Raw genomic sequence first — 17581 nt, forward strand, 5'->3', positions numbered from 1 at the left:
TGGCGAGGGACGGTTGCGGAGGTCAGATCTTCTGATGCGCGCGGCCGTGCCGGGCCAGGACGCGGCGCTCCACGGCCAGCAGGGCGGCGTTGAAGGCGAACCCGAGCACGCCGAGGACCACGATTCCGACCCACATGGCCGGGATGTCGTAGGTGCGCTGAGGCTCCAGCAGCAAGCTGAAACCGATCCCGTTGGTCGCGCCGCCCATGAGCTCGGAGACGACCATGAGGATCAGCGACAGCGACAGGCTCAGCCGCAGCCCGGCGAAGATCTTCGGCAGGGCCGCGGGGAGGATGAGGTAGATCAGCCGTTGCGGGCCGCTCAAGTGGAACACCCGGGCGATGTCCTCCTGCGCCGGCTGTACCGCGCGGGCGCCGTCGATGGCGGCCAGCAGGACCGGCCAGATCACCCCGAAGACGATCGTGGCGACCTGCATCGGGCTCCCGATGTGCAGCAGCGCGAGCCAGACCGGCAGGACGGCCGGGGGCGGAACGGCGCGGGCGAAATGGATCGCCGGCTCCAGCAGGTCGGCCAGAAGGCGGAGCCGGCCCAGCAGCACCCCGGCCGCGATGCCGCCGGCGGCGGCCAGCAGCCAGGCGCCCAGCAGCCTGGCCAGGCTGGGCGGGACGTTCTCGATCGCCTGCTGGGTGAGCCAGACCCGGTCGGAGGGCCCCGAGAACCACAATTGCCGCAGCCGCGTCGCGATCTGTGCGGGCGGCGGGAAGTAGGGGTCGTCGGCCCCCCGCGCGGCCAACTCCCAGCCGGCGACGACCGCGATGATCGGCGCCGTCCGCGCGAGTCCGGTCAGCAGCACCCGCGCGCGGCGTTTCGGCCGGGCCGCCCCACGGTCGGACGGCCGGTCCCCTGCCAGGTGATCCGCGGGGTCCGTCGGGTCGCGGGCTTCCAATGATGCGCCCGTGCGGCCTGTCATCCGGCGACGCTCTCTTCGTGCCAGCGGAACAGCCGCCGCTTGCCCCACACCAGCAGGGCGTCGACCACGACGCTGAGGCTGCCAAGCCAGACGATCGTCGCCAGCACAACATCGGTCTGGTCGACGCCGCTGTTGAGCGCGATCAGCCAGGTGCCGACTCCGCTGCCGCCACCGGCCATCAGTTCCGCGCTCACCGCCACGATCAGGCCGATGCCGGCGGCGACGCGGATCCCGGTGGCGACGAAGGGGGCCGCGCTGGGGAGCGCGACCCGCAACAGCACCGCCAGCCTGCCGAAGCCATAGGCGCGCAGGGTGTCGGACGCCACGGGGTCGACGTCATGCAGGCCGTACATGGTGTGGATCAGGATCGGCCAGCAGGAGGCGTAGGCGATCACCACCACCGTCATGCGGGTGTCGTCCCCGACGATCAGCAGCGTCAGCGGGATCAGGGCGACCGCCGGGATCGGACGCAGGAACTCGGTGATCGGCCGGATCAGGGCCTCCAACCGGGGCGAGGAGCCGAGGACCAGGCCCGCCGGCACCGCCAGCGCGGCGGCGGCGAGCACCCCGGCCCCCCACATCTGCAGGGTGGCCACCACCGACCGCAGGAACTCGGCATCGCCGGCCAGGCGGACGGCACGGGCGACGACCGTCGAGGTCAGCGGCAGAACGGAGCGGTCCACCAGCCCCGTCCGGCCGGCGGCCTCCGCGGCCGCCGAGAGCACCGCGATGCCCGCCGCCCCGGCCGCCCACCGGCGACCCCGGCGACCCGTTCGGATCACTTCGCCGCCGACGCGGGGACGATCATGGGCTGGACGTTCACCTGCTTCTTCACGAAGCCGTACTGCAGCATCAGGTCGGCCACCCGCTGCAGCCGCGTCGGGTTGAGCGAGGTGGGGTAGCTGCCCAGCGTGATCAGCTGCGCGGTGCCGGGATCGATGCCCTTGACGTAACTGGGCAGGACGCCGGTGACCACCGACCGGCCGCCGGCCGCCAGTTTCTGGGCCTTGCCCATCGCCCGCTGGAAGGCCGCCACGGTCTTGGGGTGCTTCTTGGCGTAGTCGTCAAGGACGCCCCAGCCCGCCATCGGAAACGCCTCGGTGGTGCTGCCGGGCTCGGCGGTGTCCAGTACGGTGCGCGCCCCCATGGACTTCTGCATGGCGGTGATGAACGGGTCCGGTGTCCAGACGGCGTCCACCTGCCCCTTCGCCAGAGCCGTCGGCATCTGCGGGAAGGGCATCTCGACGAACTTCAGGTCCTTCTGATCGATTCCCCGGGTGTGCAGCGACGCCGTGATCATCAGCTGCCCGACCGAATGCAGGGAGGGAATCGCGATCGTCTTCCCCTTCAGATCCTCCGGGGTCCGGATCGACGACTTGGGGCCGACCAGCACCACGAAGGCGCCCTTGGCGGCCTGGTAGGAGTCGGCGACCAGGTGCCAGTGCGCGACCCCCTGGTCGTCGGCGGCGAAACTCGCCACGTAATTGTCCAGCGAGAAGTCCATGGCGCCCGAGCGGAGCTTGGGCACCGCGAAAGAACTCGACTGAAGGACGTCGACCTTGACGGTCAGGCCCTCCTGCCGGAAAAAGCCCTTCTGCTGTGCGATGGCCAGCGGCGCGGCATCCGGGATCGGAAGGATGCCGACGGTGATATTCGACTTCTCCAGGCCATTCACATGCTTCTCGGAGGAACCGCCGCAAGCGGCCGCCGGGGCGACAAGACCGACGCCCACAATACCTGCGATCACGCGGAACCGCATCGAGCACCGGAAGGAGGACGAGTGCGACGGGCGCGGGGCCGTCGCGCGACCCGGCGAGACCCTCCGCAACCGGTCAGGGAGGAAGGCCATGGAGCGGCTCCGAGGTTTCATGGCGAAGATCTCATCGGAACAAGCAACCCGAAAGCAACAGGCATTTACTATGCATCAACTAGGCGTTTCAACGCCAAGCGTGACGCGAACTAGGCGTTCCGGGCACCGGCGGACGCCGCGTCATTCTCCTCCCGCCACGGCTTCCTGCCTGGTAGGCGCACATGGGCGGGCAGGTAGCGACATTCCCCGGCGAAAGCGGCAGGGTTGCGTCGCAGGGCAAAACACCGGAATTGGTGGAATATTGGTCAGTTGAACGCCACAATGTGAGCCGGTCCGGTGGAGCCTTGAGAGGGAGACGATGACGCCTCGCCCCTGGTTGGCTGACCTGCGTAAAGCCGCCTGTTACACCCAGTCCTCCCTGGCCGAGGAGATCGGGGTGTACGTCACGACCGTCAGCCGCTGGGAGACGGGCGCCACCGAGATCGCCGACCGCCACCGGCGCCCCCTGGCCGACGCCCTGCAGCTCACCCTGGACGAACTCAACAAGCTCCTCGACCCGGTCGCCAGGAGGCGGGCACCGGGCGGCGCCGGCGTGACGGGCGCCCCCGGCAGGCATGGTCCCGGCGCCGCCCCCGCGGCGCGCCCGCAGGCCAAGACGGCGGTGGCGCTGGACGTCGAGGGAACCGCGCCCGCCGACGGGCTCCCCGCCGACTCGGTCGAGCGGCTGCGCATCGGCCTCGACCGGTCGGTGCGCACCGCGGACCTCTCCCATCTCGTCGAGGACTGGGAGCTGACGGCCTACGAGCACGCCTGCTCGGTGCGCGTCGCGCCGCCCAACGCCGTCATAGGCGACATCGGCGCCGACATCGGCGACCTCCGCGAGCTCATCAACGCCCCGCCTCCCGGCCTCGACGACGCTGACGGGGACGTGGACATCCACCAGTCCCTGTTGCGGGTGAGCGCCCAGCTCTGCGGGCTGATGGCGGTGGCGCTCACCGAAGCCGGCGAACTCGCGGCCGCGTCCCGCTGGTGGCGCACCGCACGCCAGACCGCCCGGGCGAGCGGCGACCAGCAGCTGCAGACCTGGATCTGCGGGCGGCGGGCCCTGGCCGCCCAGGCGACCGGAATGCCCTCGCTGGCGTTGCGGGTCGCCGAGCAGACGCGGAAGCTGGCCGGCGAAAGCCCCTGCGCGGGATCGGCCGAGGCCCACGCGGCCCGCGCCCTGTCGCTGGCCACGTCATTGACCACCTCGAGCGGCCCCGCACGGGCCCGGCTGGCCATGGCCGAGATAGCCGGGCTGGAGGAGCTGTTCGAGCAGCTCCCCGACGAGGTCCGTACCGAGGAGCACGCCCTCTGGGGCTGGCCGCAGAGGCGGTTGCGCTCCACCCGCACCGCCGTGCAGGCCATCCTGGGGCCCGGCACCCCCTACACCGACCTCACCGGCGACCTCGAGAGCGACCTCAAGGCCGAACTCCACGAGCTGGAACCCGAAGCCGTCCGCGAACGCGTCGAGGTGAAGCTCAAAACGAGCATGGTCCTCATCCACGCCGGACAGACCTCCCACGGCCTGGACACCGCGGCCGCCGCGCTGGACGGACTGCCGCCCGACCACCGCACCGCCACACTGGCCTACCTGGCCCGCCGCGTGTACCAGTGCGTGCCGGAACGCGACCGCGACCGCCCCGCCGCCCACGGCCTGCAAACACTCGCCGGCCAGTACTGGCGATGAAGGCAAGGTGCTCAGCCCTGCCGAGCCCGGTTCCGGACACCCGATGTGCGGCGTCGGTCAGAGCGCTGGTTCTGCGATTGGCGCGCGGTCGAGCGATAGCCAACAGCGTCGACGCGTTGAATCGGCCCGCCTCAGCTCACTCCGCAGCGCTGCGAGTGACACGGCTCCAACGAGGACGGTCCCGTCCGGGAACCGGAAGACCGGCACTCGCGGGCCGGACGCGCAGACGGCCTGCGCAGGTTCCGCGCGGGGCCGCTCGCCGTCCTTCTCCCCGTTCCACCGGACGCCGATCGCGGACGCCATGCTCCGCAGCACGTCCGCGTCGGCGATGTCCAGACCGTCGGTGAAGTAGGCGCGGTACAGGCGGGCGGCCATGTCCTCGGCGGTGCCGTGCGCGGACGCCAGCGCGATGAGCCGGTGGGCATGGGCGCTGTGGGCGGGCACGATCCGGTCGAGGTTCACCACCAGGCCGTCGGCCGCCGCTGCCCGTGCGATCTGCTCGGCCCCCGCGGCGGGGACGAGCTGGAGATCTCCGCGGCTCGGCGACGTCCCCGCTGACGGGACCGCGGTCTGGTACGGCCTGAAGACGATCTCCAGCTCGCCGCCGCCCGCCCGGTGCTCCGCGGCGGCCCGCTGGAAGCGGGCGTAGCCGAGCGCCGACCAGACGCAGGCGATGTCGTGGGTGAACTCAACTTTCATGGGGCTCGTCCCTCAATGGCGGCACGGATCGTTCCGTGCCGCCTCAGCATGCCCGCCGCCGTCCACCGAGTCAATACGGAACGTTCCGTGCCGCCTGAGGGCTATGCTGTTCGCATGTCACCTAGACGTCCCGAGCGCCGCAGCGAAGAGGCCGCCAACGCCGTCATCAAGGCCGCCATGGACCTGTGCCAGGAGGTCGGGTACCGCAAGCTCAGCATCGAGGGCATCGCCGCCCGCGCCGGCGTCGGCAAGAACACGATCTACCGCTGGTGGCCGTCCAAGGCCCTCGTACTGCTGGACGGCCTGCTGTCCACCTGGAAGATGGACGCCTCCTTCCCCGATACCGGTGACTTCGTCGCCGACATCAAGACGCAGATGGCGGCGGCCTCCCGCATCCTCGGCGACCCTGACGTCTTTCCGCACTACCGCGCACTGATCGGCGAAGCCCAGCACGACCCCGACCTCCACCGGGCCCTGTGGGACAGCTTCATCGGCCACCTGGCGGGCGCCGCCGCCGAACGCATAAAGACGGCGCAGCGCGAAGGACAGGTACGTCCCGACGCCGACCCGGTCCTCGTCACCGAACTGCTCTACGGCGCCGCCTACTACCGCCGGCTGCTCACCCCGCGCACGGCCGACACCGAACACATCAACGCCATCGTCGACCTCGCCTTCACCGGTCTCGCCCCCTCCTCCGGATAGCACGCCCCACCGCTTCGACGGACTCACCAAAGGTAATCGAATGACACGCCTCGGTGATCGGAGCTTCGGCCGCCGGTCCGGACCACACTGACCACATGAGTGATCGGGATGCGGAGGAAGGGGCACAGCGGACGTTTCCTCCGTTGCCGGAGAGTGCGGCGCACGCTCGAGGGTTCGTGCGGGACAGGCTGGCGGGCGGCGTTGCCCAGGACGTCGTGTGCACCGCCGAGCTGCTGGTCAGCGAGCTGGTGACCAACGCGGTGCTCCATACGCGTTCCGAGATCGGGGTGTCGGTCCGGTCCCTGGACGGCACGGTCCACGCGCGGGTCGTCGACCACGAGCCGCGTCGCGGGCTGGTGTCGCGGCGCCGCCATCCGTACACCGACACGGGACGGGGCCTCTACCTTGTCGAGCGGCTGGCGTCCCGCTACGGAGCCGACACCGGCGAGAAGAGCAAGGCGGTGTGGTTCGAGCTGGGCCCGCCAGGACCCCGGTCGGCGGCTTCCGCCGGGTGGGGTCCGGTCGTTCCGTTCTCCGGCGCCGTCCGCGGCGTGACGCTGGCCGACCTGCCGTGGGCGCTGTGCATGGCCGAGCAGCAGCACCGGCACGCGCTGCTGCGCGAACTCCTCCTCGCCTCGGCCGGCGGCGGGCCGCTCGACATCCGGCCGGGCGACCTCGAAGCCGCCCACGACGTGAGCAACGTGATCAGCGCATGCGTGGCGGCCGCCGGGGAGGACCCTCCCGCCGACGCCGATGTCCGCACTCTGGCCCTCTCGGTGCCGGCGCACGTCACGCCGGCCCTGCTCGCCTTGCGCCGCGTCCTCGACAGGGCCGAGGAAGCCGCCCGGCTCGAGCACCTCCTGACCCGGCCCTCCCTTCCGCAGCTCTCCGCCCTGCGGCGGTGGATGCTCGACGAGATCGGCGGGCAGCTCGGCGGAAGCGCCCCCACCGCGTGGACGGTGGTCCCCCGGGAGCCGACCGCCTCGCCCCTGGAGCTGAGACCCTGGGACCGCGAGCAGATACGGGCCAGCAGGTTCCCCACCATCGCCATCGACGACCGGAACCAGATCATCGCGGCCAACGAGGCGGCGGCGGACCTGGTCGGCTGGGACGCCGGCGACCTCGTCGGGCGGCGGCTGTCCGTGCTCATCCCCGAGCACCTGCGGGAACGCCATCTGGCCGCGTTCACGTCCCTGCTGCTCACCGGACGCCCCCGGATCCTGGGCCGGCCGGTCCCCCTCCCCGCGCTGCACCGCGACGGCCGGCTGATCCCCATCCGCCTGCTCATCCAGGCGCAGGAGATGATCGATGGCCGCACGGTCTTCGTCGCCCAACTCGTCCCCCGGACGGCCGCGCCCGAGCCCTCGCCCGGCGAGTGGCCCGGGGAACTCCAGGAGAGCCGGAAGGCGGCCTTGACCCAACCGCCGCCCTCGCCGGACGTGCAGCCTCGCGGGCTCGGCGAGCGGGCGCGCGAACACGACCGGAGCATGTCGGAGCTGGCGCGACTCTCCCTGCTGGCCGAGAGCGGGCGCGCGGCGAGCGAAGCCCAGGACCTGCCGCAGGCTCTTCGCCACGTCGGCCTACTGCTGACCCGGCGGCTGGCGGACTGGTGCGCGGTGGACCTGATCGACGAGCACAACGAGGTGGAGCGGGCCGTCGTCGTCCGCCACGATCCCGCCCCGTCCTCCTCCGTCTACGAGGGCGCTCTCCCCGCGCTGTCGAGCCCCGCCCGGGGCCCCCTCGCCCGGGCGCTGCGCGGCGCGGGCCCGCTGCTGCTCACATGCGCGCCCCCGATGGGCGCGGGCGAGAGCCCGCTGGACAGCCGGTACGCGGAGCTGTCGGAGCGGCTGGGCGTCTGCAGCGCCGTCGTGGCGCCGCTGCAAGCCCATCGCGAGATCGTGGGCGCGCTCACGGTGGGCCGCCTCGGCCCGGAACAGCCGTTCACGCAGGACGACGTGGAGCTGGTCGGAGAACTGGCCGGGGGGCTCGCCCTCCAGGTGGCGAACCTGCGCAGGTTCACCCGCGTCCGCAACATCGCCGAGCACCTGCAGCACTCCCTCCTTCCGGCGCTGCCCGAGATCGAAGACCTGCGGCTCTCCGCGCGCTACGCACCCTCGACCATCACCGCCCAGGTGGGAGGCGACTGGTATGACGGTTTCCTCCTCCCGGACGGCGGCACGGCCGTGGTCATCGGGGACGTCACCGGCAGCGACATCGACGCGACCGCCGCCATGAGCCGGCTGAGCAGCATGATGCGCGGCATCTCCGTCGTCTGCCAGGAACCGCCCGAGGAGGTCCTGCGCCACCTCGACATGGCGAACCGGACCCTGGTCCAGGAGGCCACCGGCACATGCGTCTACGCCGTCGTCAAAGCATCCGGTGCGGGCCTTTGGGAGCTGTCCTACTCCTCCGCCGGGCACCTGCCGCCACTGCTGACCACGCAGAACGGCGAGACCCGCTACCTGGAGGAGGGCGGCGGCCTCATGCTCGGCACCGGATTCGACCTGCCGCGCCCCGGGGCCCGGACCCTGCTGCCCGCCCATTCGACTGTGCTGCTGTACACCGACGGCCTCGTCGAACGCCGCGGCGAGGCTCTCGACCGCGGCCTGGGCAGGCTCCGCGAACACGCCGCCGCCCTTTCCCGCGCCCCTCTCGAAGCGTTCTGCGACGAACTGCTCATCAGGCTGGGCTCTGACAGCGACGACGACATCGCCCTCATCGCCGTCCGCCCGACCCCACCGTGAACAGGGATGCAGTGTCTCGCCGGGCGCCCAGCCGGCGCCGCAGAGTCGAGCCCTACGGTGTCGACCGCCAAGGCGGCCAGATCGGTGCGGCGGCCCGTCGCGACCAGAAGGCGTTCGGCGCGCAGCGGATGCGGAGCGTCTTCGAGCCCGACCTCGAAGGCCGTGCCGTCGTGGTCGATCCGCTCGGCCCGGGCACGGGTGCACGGTGACGCCATCGGCCCGCAGCGCCTTCCCCGCCAGATCCCCGGCCGCGATGGCTTCCCGGTTCGTTCAGTACGGCGTCACCGCCAGGCCCGGCACCGGAGGGACGCCGGGCCGGGAGCCGGTGGCCACGACGATCCCGCGCCGCGCCTGGAACGTCCGATCGCCCACAATCGCCTGGCGCGGACCCGCGAGCCGCCTCGTCCCTCGGACCAGCCGCACGCCCTTGGCGACCAGGCGGTCGGCGGCCGCCTGGTCGTCCCAGCCGCGAGTGGCCTCGCTCCGGATGCGTAACGACATCCGCCTGGTCTTTCACGTCGTTCTCCTCTCGTTCGCATATCGGTGGTCGTCGGCGCATGCGACGTCGGACTTCCGGGTGCGGCGATGCCCGAGAGCAGCAGCGGTTGTTCGGGCGGCTCGGATGTAACGGCGCTCGCCGGGGGTGGTGCCGGCCCAGATGCCGTCCGGTTCCCCTGCGGTCAAGGCCCATTCCAGACAGGGGCGTACGGCAGGGCAGGCGGCGCAGATTCGACGTATCGGTGCGATCTGGTCCGCGTAGACGGTTTCGTCGGCCACGGGAAAGAAGAGGTCTGGATCGAGCGAGCGGCACGACGCCGACTCGGTCCAGTGCAGATCAGCCTTGCTCATGTCCGGTCACTGCTTCGTTTCAAGGGAGCGACGACAGATCTCTGGGCTCGGGGCAATACGCTCGCCGATCCGGCGATGCCGCACGGCTTCGGCTCCAGCAATGGGTGCTTCCGCAAAACGCGTGAGTTGCCGGAGGGGCCGATGACGTCCGCGGCGAAGAGGGCTTCGAGGGCCGTCACGTTCCCCCTGTGTGCGGCGTCGAGGAAGGTGGACAGCAGACGCCGGTGCTCGCCGGCTCCGATCGACGCGCGCCGCGGGGCGTTCAGGTACCTGCGAGCGCGGCTCACCAGTTGGCGGACGTTGGCCGGGCTGAGCCGGATGATCTCGGCGATCCGCTCGTAGGGGTAGTCGAAGGCCTCACGGAGGATGTAGGCGGCCCTCTGGGCGGGGGTGAGCCTCTCGAGCACGAGCAGCAGGGCCCGCTCGAGCGCTTCGCCCTGCTCGAAGCCGACGGCGGGATCGGCGCCGGCGTCGATGGGCCGCCAGGATCCGAAGCCGGTCTCCCGGCGGACCCGGGCGGACCGGGCGGCATTGATCGACAGACGTGTCGCGATCAGTGCCAGGAACGCCGCCGGATCGGCGATGACCGACCGTTCGGTGCACTGCCAGCGCAGCCACGTCTCCTGGACGATGTCCTCGGCCTCCGCCGCGCTGGCGAGCATCCGGTAGGCGATGCCGAAGAGGCGCGGACGCACGCCCACGAAGGTCGCGGCGGCATGATCTAGAGAGTTTTCCTGGCCACGTTCGTCAAGCTGAATACTCATTCCAACCTTCGATGAAATCGCACATACACGACGTGCCGAACCGATGAGAGCAGGGACGCCGAAAGAGGCGGAGTCCGACCAGGAAGCGGTTCAATCTCTTTCTCAGGCCGTTAGTCGCCGGCACGAATGTGCTTCAGGTAAACGCGTGCGGGCGCCGGGCGCGAATTCACTCCGAGCCCGCAGAACATGTGCATGAAGTGCGGGCCGACCATGGCTCCCCGAACCGGGTTCGGCCTGCGCCGCCCGCTTGCGGCCTCGTTGTCGCCGGGCTCGGCGGCTTCGGCCGTGGCCAGGGCGACCTGGTCGATGGGCGAGCCCTGCGCCGAACTCAGGTCGGCGGCTCCTTTGCGCAGCGCCCGCCGCAGCGGCGCCGGCAGCGTCTCGCGAATGGCCCTGCGGACGATGTCGTGCCGGAACGTGAACGGGTCCGTGGGGCGGACGATGCCGGCGTCGACGGCTTCCTGCAGTGCGGCCACGACCTCGGTGACGGTGTGCCCGCCGAGATCGGCGAGCACGGCGGGCTCCAGGTCGCGGCCGAGCACCGACGCGAGCCGGAGCACGCCCCGGGCGACCGGGGAAAGATGGTCCAGGAGGCTCTGCGCAGAGCCGTGGGAGTGGAGCGGCACATACCGTCCGGTCAGGTGCGCGACCGTCTCCGTCCAGGTGACAGCGCCTTCGCCCATGAGCCCGCGGACGGTCTCGATCACCAGGAGCGGCCGCCCGTCGGCCTGCCGGAGCAGGTCGAGGACGTCCTCGCCGGGTTCGGCGCCGAGCAGGTCGCGGGCGATCTCCTCCACCGCGTCGTCCTGCAGCCCGGCCAGGCGGATGGTGCGGGCACCGGTGTCGACGAGGTCGGCGACGGTCGCCCGCACGTCGGCGCCGGACGATCCGGTACGGACGGTCACCAGCCACAGGACCGGCTGCGAGGACAGCCCTGCCGTGAGGGCGCGCAGGGCCAGCAGCGTTCCGGCGTCGCACCACTGGAGATCGTCGATGACGATGAGCAGCGGCCTGGCCTGCGCCGCCCGCGACAACTGGTCCTGCAGCGCCCGGAACAGCCAGAACCGTTGCTCGGCGGACTCCGACAGCGTCCGGAGAACGCCTGCTTCGACGAGGGGCCTCCCGTCCGAGACCAGCGCCTGCAGCAGCGCGCCGAACGGGACGCTCTGCCGGTCGTGCTCTCCCGCCCCGCTGAGGACCCGGACCGGGAAGGCCTCCGCGATGGCGCACACCTCCCGCGCGAGGCGGCTCTTACCCGCCCCCGGCTCGCCCTCGATGAGGACGACGCCGCCGCGCGCTTCGGCCAGCCGCGAGATCCGTCCGGCCAGGTCGGCGACCTCGGTGTCCCGGCCGCGCAGTTCGAGCTCGCCCCCGTGCGGCCTGAGCTCGCGTCCGCGCCCCGGAAGACCGCCGACGCGACCGGACGGCACCCGGGCGCACCTCGCGCCTACGGCCCGCGTCCGCATCCCCTTCTCGACCCCCATGGCCCCTCCGTTCGACATGACCGCGAGCGTCCCTCGCCGACACGACCAACTGTCGTCGGGGGCCTGCCGCGGGCGCATCAGTGAGAAGCCCTGGCCAGGGTCCCTAGTGAAGGGCCGAGCCACCCCGAGGTCCCTGGGGAGATGCCGGGCCGATGCCCTGGGGCCACTGGTCGGCCAAGGCGCGGCGAACGGCTCAGAGCAGGTATTGCAGCAGGTAGCGGGAGGCGACGCCGAGGTCCATGAAGGCCTCGGGCAGGTGGGGGATGGCGCACAGGCATGCGGCGATCCCCTAGTCGGTCAGGCCGGCCGGGGCCACCCGGGGCTACCACTCGCCGGAGAGCAGGTGGGCGCGGGCGTGGACGACGCCCATCCGGATGCGGTCGAGCCGGTGTCCCTGGGGCCAGTTCGCGGCGGGCAAACTTCAGGGGGCTGACGGCCCGAAGATGCGCCGCAGGTGGTGTTGCCCAGGTGGCGCGGCCGGAACAGCTGGTCCCGGCGCACTCCGAGCGTGCGCGGTCGGAGCGTTCGTCCGCCGAAGCGCGGGCCGGGGGCTGTTCGGCATCTTGGAGCCGTTCCACGGCGTGCGGCAGCGGGCGGGATCGTTGTCGATGTGTCGCACGCTTGGGCGGCGACGCTCCGCAGAAGGACCCGGGCGGCGGACGCGAGGCCGGGAAGCCCGGCGCAGAACGCGAGATGCGCGAGCACGACGAGATCGATGGGGGGCCGGATGGGGAACCCAAGCAACGCGCCCAACACGTCCGCGTCCCTCGCGCCCTTTTGGCGGCGTCCGCCTCGGTGCAGGCGGCGGCGAAACGGCCGGTCTCGAACGGGGTGGTCTCAGCGGCGAGACGATCCCGCTCCGGTTCCGCCTGGTCGGCCGGTGAACAGGGGGCCGACGACGGATCCAACGCGACCGCGTCGCCGCATCAGGAAGACCCAGGCCCGGGTCCGCAGGGAGATGACCTGTGTCTCCCTGCGGACCCGGGCCTGCGACGGAACGCCATCACCTTGTGAAGGCGCCACCTGTGGTCCGGAACGGCTGCAGCTCAGTCCTGGTGGTGGTCGACGGCTTCGAGGATGCAGGCGACCACGGCGTCGGGCTGGGACGCGGCGATGGCGTGCGAGGCCCCGGCGACTTCGCGGCTCCCGCGGGCGGAGGCCCGCTCGGACATGAACCTGATCGCCTCGGGCGGGATGTTGCGGTCCTGCTCGCCGAAGACGAACCACGAGGGCTTGGTGCGCCAGGCCGGCTCGCTCGCGTCCAGCCCGTCGGCGAGCGCTCGCTCGGTCACCGGCCGCTGGGTCGCCGCCATGAGGGCGGCCTCCTCGGCGTCCAGGTCGGCGCAGAACTGGTGGTGGTACTTCTCCTCGTCGATCCGGAACTCGTTGCCGCCGGACGCGACGGGGTAGGCGACGAGCGCGCCGCCCAGGGTGCTGCCCTCGAACTTGCCGGACAGCTGCAGGGCGCTCTCGCCGGAGTCGGGGGCGAAGGCGCCGACGTAGACCAGCGAGCGGACGGCCGGGTCCCCGGCCGCCGCCTGGGTGATCACCATGCCGCCGTAGGAGTGGCCGACCAGGACGACCGGACGGCCGATCCCCGCGACGACGTCGCGCACGTAGGCGGCGTCGCCCGCCAGGTTCCGCAGGGGGTTGGCCACGGCGACGGCGCGGAGGCCGTGGCCGTCCAGGCGCCGGATGACGCGGTTCCAGCTGGCCGACTCCGCGAACGCGCCGTGGACCAGGACGATGGCGGGCTTCTCGCTGGTCATGAGTCTGCCTTTCCGGTGTTCAGGGCGGCCTGGAGGACCGTGATGGCCTGTGCGGTGGCGGCCCGGGAGGCCTGGGTGTCGCGGACCGGGTCGAGCATCATGAAGTCGTGGAGCGTCCCGTTGTAGCGGATGGCGGTGGTGGGGACGCCGGCCTCGGTGAGGCGGCGGGCGTAGGCCTCGCCCTCGTCGCGGAGCACGTCGTTCTCGTCGACGATGAGGAACGCGGGCGGCAGACCGGCCAGGTCGTCGAGGGTCGCGCGCAGGGGCGAGGCGGTGATCTCCGCGCGCTCGGCGGGATCGGTGGTGTAGGCGTCCCAGAACCAGGCCATGGCCTTGGCGGTGAGGTGCGGTCCGTCGGCGAACTCGCGGTAGCTGGCGGTGTCCTGCGCGGCGTCGGTGACCGGGTAGTACATCGACTGGTGGACGAACGTGACGTCACCGCGCCGCTTGGCCATGATCGTGAGCGCGGCGGTCATGTTCCCGCCGACCGAGTCGCCCGCGACCGCCAGCCGGGACGGGTCGAGGCCCTCGTCCGCGCCGTGCCGGACGATCCACTGCGCCGTGGCGTAGGCCTGCTCGATCGCGACGGGGTAGCGGGCCTCGGGCGACCGGTCGTACTCCACGAACACGACCGCGGCGTGCGCCCCGGTGGCGAGTTCGCGGACGAGCCGGTCGTGGGTGCCGGCGTTGCCGAGGACCCATCCGCCGCCGTGGACGTAGAGGACGGCGGGCAGCACCGTCCCGGACGTCCCGGCGGGCTTGACGATGCGGACCCGGACGTCTCCGACCGCGGCGGGGACGGTGATCCACTTGTCGTCGACGTCGGGCGCGGCGACCGGGCCGGCCTGGACGTCGTCGAGGAGCTTGCGGGCCCCCTCGGTTCCCCGCTCGTACAGGAGCGGCGGCTTGGCGGCCGCGTCGGCGAACTCCTGCGCGGCAGGCTCCAGGACGTGCTCGTTCATGCTGTCCTTCCCTTCTCCGTGGTGGTGCCGCCGGCCGGGCGGGTCGCCGGGCCGGGCGCTTCCTCGCGGAAGTCGATCTTTCGGTGGGTCCCGTCGCAGAGCGGCTTGCCGGACGAATGCCCGCAGCGGCACAGCGTCATTCGGTTCCGGGTCTCCAGAGGCCGCCCGTCCGCGCGGTGGACGGGCACACCGCCGGTGACCCACAGCGCGCTGGCCAGGCCGTCCTCCTCTTCGAGGACGGAGATGGCGGGCGGGAGATCGGGCTCGATCGCCTCGCCTCCGCGCCGCTGGGCGTAGCTGTAGGAACCGGAGGGGCAGTGCTCGATCCGTCCCATGACGTTGGAGCGGACGTCGCTGTCGCCGGTGTCGGCGAGCATCGCGGCGATCGGCCGGGTGCGCCCGATGCAGAACGCGGCGTGGATGCACAGCTCGCCGACCCGCTGGGCCGAGATGTTCACGCCGTCGTGCACGTGCTGCAGTTCCTTGTACGGCCGGACGTCGGCGCTCTCGGTGCCGTCGAACCCGGCCCGGGCGTGCGTCCCGTCGCAGAACGGTTTCGACCGCGAATGACCGCAGCGGCACAGGGCGTAGGTCGCCTCGGTGGGCAACGCGTCGCCGGTCTGCCAGGTGAGCGCGTTGCCCTCGCCTGAGACGATCTTGCCCTTGCGCCTGAGCGGGACCCCGCCGTAGACGAGGTACGGGCCGTCGGGGAGCACCGTGATCCGCTGCGCACTGTCGCCGGCGATCCACCCGCGGCGCTCGGGCGGGACGTACTCGAAGGTCGGCCCGGCCGTCGTGCCCTCGCCGTCGGGCATCCGCATCAGGGCACGGGCCTGCGCCTTGATCGTGTACATGGTGGCGGTGGCGACCGCGAGCAGCCTCGGGCTGCCGTTGAAGGCCTGCTCCAGCAGGTGCAGGAGGGTGCAGTAGGTCCGGTTGAACTCCTCCTGGGCCACCCGGATCTCGCTGCCCGGAGCGTGGTCGGCGATCTTCGGGTTCGGCCTCATCGGCAGGACGCCGGCGAGGTCCACGGCGACCTTCTCGCCGGTGGGCCCGGATCGCGGGGTGTCGCCGCGCCGGTAGCGCCGGCCGGCCCTGAGCTCGTGGAAGCGGTAGTAGTGGGCGACCTCGTCCCGGTCGGGATGGTGGACGTCGGGGTCGCCGTCCCAGACCGCGCCGCGGGAGGTGCCCTCGCCCTCCTCGACGATCTCCTCCAGGGCGGCCAGTGCCGAGGCCAGATCGGTGACGGCGATCATCCGGCCGGCGGTGTGCCGGAAGTGCCCGGCGCGGATCTGGCGGGCCGGGTCGCCGCCGAAGACCTCCCGCTCGCCGAGCCGGTCGCACAGGCCGCGCAGTGCGTCCCCGACCGCGTCGTAGAACTGCCCGATCGTCTCGTAGCCGTCGCCCTCCGCCGGAGCGCCGGGCGGTGCCGGCTGCTCGAGCCGGAGGAACATGTCGAGCGCCTCGTCACCGAACGGGAGCAGGGACAGCTCCAGCGAGGGGTCGCTGTGCGGCAGCCGCCGGGGATGCGGGGGCAGCATCCGCGGCGTGTCCAGCCGCGGGCTCCCGCCGACGGCGTTGAGCAGGTTCGCGGCCAGCGTCAGGTGGAGCATCTCCTCGATGAAGACGCCGGCCACCGCCTCGACGGCCTCGGGGTTGCGTTCGGGATCGAGCGAGTAGAGCGCGCACAGGTACGGCGGCAGGGTGGCGTGTTCCAGCTCGATCGCCCACTGCAGGTGCTCGCGGAGATCGTCGAGCGTGGCGATGCCGGCGGACGGGACGGGAACGGGGGCATGCTGCCGCCCGGCTGGGTGGTTCATGGCGTCTCGCTTCGGATGTCGTGAGGTGATGTCACCGGCGCCGCGGCGGCCGGTGCGCGGAGTTCAGGCGCCTTCGCCGGTGCGGCGCCCGCGGGACCGGAGGTCGGCCTCCAGCTCCTCGGCCGCGCCGAGAAGGTTGCGGAGCCCGACCTCCTCGCGCTCGACGTCGGCCGGATCGAACAGCCACTCCGAGGCCGGGACCCCGGCGGCGCGCTCCGGGTCGCTCGACTCGGCCAGGCTCAGTTCGGCCTGGACCTCCACCTCGAACTCGATCTCGAACTCGTCGCCGGTGGGCGTGCTCATCTGTCCTCCATAAGGGAATCGTTCGGACGGCCGCACAGCCGGACGTCTGGTGGCGTGGATCAGCAGCATGGAGATCTGCCCAGAGGCGAACAGGCGGGTGAGCTCTCGGCCTGGCGGGATCGCGTACCACTCCCCCAACTGCTCGTGCGCCGTCGTACTCGGCGGCGCCGTTGTCGTCATGCGCCGGTCAGGACTGGCCGCCGTCAGCGGGCGCCGACGCTCGCCAGCCAGTCGGCGTACTTGATCTGGCCGAGGGTCGCGCCGTCGTCCGGGACGAGGTCGCGCTCGCGCATCTCGGCGCCGAAGTAGTGCGCGTGCGGGTCGGTGACCAGCTCGCGCGGGTCGCCCCAGGCCGTCAGGGCGTCGCGGAAGAACTCGTCCATCCGGAACCGCTCGGGACCGGCGATCTCGGTCCGCCCGTTCAACGGCGCCCCCACCGCGGCCCGGCCGACCGCCTGCGCGACCTCCTCGCCGGCGATGGGCTGGAAGAGCACCGGGGGCATCCGGACCGTGGCGCCGTCGGTCGCCTCGTCGGCGATCCGGTGGGCGAACTCGAAGAACTGGGTCGCGTGCACGAGCGAGAACGGGACGCCCGAGTCCTCGATCAGCTTCTCCTGGGCGAGCTTCGCCCGGAAGTAGCCGACGTCCGGGCGCCCCTCGGTGCCCACCACCGACAGCGCGACGTGGTGCGCCACCCCGGCCTTCTTCTCCGCCGCCAGCAGGTTGCCCGTGGAGGTCCGGAAGAACTCCAGCACCGCCGCGTCCTCGAAGGACGGGGAGTTCGACACGTCGATCACCACGTCCGCGCCGGCCAGCACCTCGTCCAGCCCCTCGCCGGTGAGCGTGTCGACGCCGGTGTTCGGCGAGGCGGGCACCGCCCGGTGGCCGTGCTCGCCGAGCTTGGTGACGAGCTTCGACCCGATCAGGCCGGTACCGCCGATGACCACGATCTTCATGAGAACCCTCCCGTTCACCGGGCCGTCGGTCACCGCCCGGTCGCCAGCTAAGACAGCCG

The 17581-nt window shown here is 71.9% G+C and carries 17 protein-coding genes; 4 read left to right on the forward strand and 13 right to left on the reverse strand.

What is annotated here, in order from left to right; translation table 11 throughout:
- Positions 1-22 precede the first annotated feature (22 nt).
- The 3 genes from ABD296_RS00385 to ABD296_RS00395 are packed head-to-tail and all read right to left on the reverse strand — an operon-like array spanning position 23 to position 2690.
- Positions 23-931 carry an ABC transporter permease gene (locus ABD296_RS00385; RefSeq protein WP_344260024.1) on the reverse strand — a complete coding sequence of 303 codons (909 nt, stop codon included), beginning with the start codon at positions 929-931 and terminating at the stop codon, positions 23-25.
- Positions 928-1713, reverse strand: coding sequence for an ABC transporter permease (locus ABD296_RS00390; RefSeq protein WP_344260026.1), 786 nt, complete (start codon positions 1711-1713; stop codon positions 928-930). Before ABD296_RS00390 ends, ABD296_RS00385 begins: the two co-directional genes overlap by 4 nt.
- On the reverse strand, positions 1710-2690 hold the full coding sequence (locus ABD296_RS00395; protein WP_344260028.1) for an ABC transporter substrate-binding protein: 981 nt from the start codon (positions 2688-2690) through the stop codon (positions 1710-1712). The genes ABD296_RS00390 and ABD296_RS00395 overlap by 4 nt, the downstream gene beginning before the upstream one ends.
- A gap of 409 nt (positions 2691-3099) precedes the next feature.
- Here ABD296_RS00395 and ABD296_RS00400 point away from each other — a divergent pair, with 409 nt between their 5' ends.
- Positions 3100-4470 carry a helix-turn-helix domain-containing protein gene (locus tag ABD296_RS00400; RefSeq protein ID WP_344260030.1) on the forward strand — a complete coding sequence of 457 codons (1371 nt, stop codon included), beginning with the start codon at positions 3100-3102 and terminating at the stop codon, positions 4468-4470.
- Positions 4471-4527: 57 nt separating this feature from the next.
- On the opposite strand, the gene ABD296_RS00405 is transcribed toward ABD296_RS00400, so the two are convergent.
- Complete coding sequence (locus tag ABD296_RS00405) at positions 4528-5169, reverse strand: DsbA family oxidoreductase (RefSeq protein ID WP_344260032.1); 642 nt, start codon at positions 5167-5169, stop codon at positions 4528-4530.
- Between the two features lie 114 nt (positions 5170-5283).
- On the opposite strand from ABD296_RS00405, the gene ABD296_RS00410 reads away from it, so the two are divergent.
- The 3 genes from ABD296_RS00410 (at position 5284) to ABD296_RS00420 (ending at position 8824) form a co-directional block, all read left to right on the forward strand.
- Entirely contained in the window at positions 5284-5871 is a 588-nt protein-coding gene (locus tag ABD296_RS00410) for a TetR/AcrR family transcriptional regulator (RefSeq protein WP_344260034.1), read from the forward strand.
- Between the two features lie 95 nt (positions 5872-5966).
- Positions 5967-8615 (forward strand): SpoIIE family protein phosphatase, encoded by a 2649-nt coding sequence (locus ABD296_RS00415; protein ID WP_344260036.1) that lies wholly within the window; start codon positions 5967-5969, stop codon positions 8613-8615.
- An 11-nt stretch (positions 8616-8626) separates the two neighbouring features.
- Positions 8627-8824, forward strand: coding sequence for a hypothetical protein (locus ABD296_RS00420; RefSeq protein ID WP_344260038.1), 198 nt, complete (start codon positions 8627-8629; stop codon positions 8822-8824).
- A 61-nt stretch (positions 8825-8885) separates the two neighbouring features.
- On the opposite strand, the gene ABD296_RS00425 is transcribed toward ABD296_RS00420, so the two are convergent.
- From ABD296_RS00425 to ABD296_RS00465, 9 genes are all read right to left on the reverse strand, one after another.
- Positions 8886-9116, reverse strand: coding sequence for a hypothetical protein (locus tag ABD296_RS00425; RefSeq protein ID WP_344260040.1), 231 nt, complete (start codon positions 9114-9116; stop codon positions 8886-8888).
- A 12-nt stretch (positions 9117-9128) separates the two neighbouring features.
- Positions 9129-9464, reverse strand: coding sequence for a WhiB family transcriptional regulator (locus tag ABD296_RS00430; protein WP_344260042.1), 336 nt, complete (start codon positions 9462-9464; stop codon positions 9129-9131).
- Positions 9461-10228: a sigma-70 family RNA polymerase sigma factor gene (locus ABD296_RS00435; RefSeq protein WP_344260044.1), complete on the reverse strand. Its 768-nt coding sequence runs from the start codon at positions 10226-10228 to the stop codon at positions 9461-9463. Before ABD296_RS00435 ends, ABD296_RS00430 begins: the two co-directional genes overlap by 4 nt.
- A 110-nt stretch (positions 10229-10338) precedes the next feature.
- Entirely contained in the window at positions 10339-11712 is a 1374-nt protein-coding gene (locus tag ABD296_RS00440; RefSeq protein WP_344260046.1) for an ATP-binding protein, read from the reverse strand.
- A gap of 1046 nt (positions 11713-12758) precedes the next feature.
- Positions 12759-13481 carry an alpha/beta fold hydrolase gene (locus tag ABD296_RS00445; protein WP_344260048.1) on the reverse strand — a complete coding sequence of 241 codons (723 nt, stop codon included), beginning with the start codon at positions 13479-13481 and terminating at the stop codon, positions 12759-12761.
- On the reverse strand, positions 13478-14443 hold the full coding sequence (locus ABD296_RS00450) for an alpha/beta hydrolase (RefSeq protein WP_344260050.1): 966 nt from the start codon (positions 14441-14443) through the stop codon (positions 13478-13480). The genes ABD296_RS00445 and ABD296_RS00450 overlap by 4 nt, the downstream gene beginning before the upstream one ends.
- Complete coding sequence (locus ABD296_RS00455; protein ID WP_344260052.1) at positions 14440-16263, reverse strand: ferritin-like domain-containing protein; 1824 nt, start codon at positions 16261-16263, stop codon at positions 14440-14442. Before ABD296_RS00455 ends, ABD296_RS00450 begins: the two co-directional genes overlap by 4 nt.
- 63 nt (positions 16264-16326) lie before the next feature.
- Positions 16327-16566 carry a hypothetical protein gene (locus ABD296_RS00460; RefSeq protein ID WP_344260054.1) on the reverse strand — a complete coding sequence of 80 codons (240 nt, stop codon included), beginning with the start codon at positions 16564-16566 and terminating at the stop codon, positions 16327-16329.
- A gap of 203 nt (positions 16567-16769) precedes the next feature.
- Entirely contained in the window at positions 16770-17522 is a 753-nt protein-coding gene (locus ABD296_RS00465) for an SDR family oxidoreductase (RefSeq protein ID WP_344260056.1), read from the reverse strand.
- Positions 17523-17581 lie beyond the last annotated feature (59 nt).

This window comes from Actinomadura napierensis (assembly GCF_039529375.1).
GTDB classification, from domain to species: domain Bacteria; phylum Actinomycetota; class Actinomycetes; order Streptosporangiales; family Streptosporangiaceae; genus Spirillospora; species Spirillospora napierensis.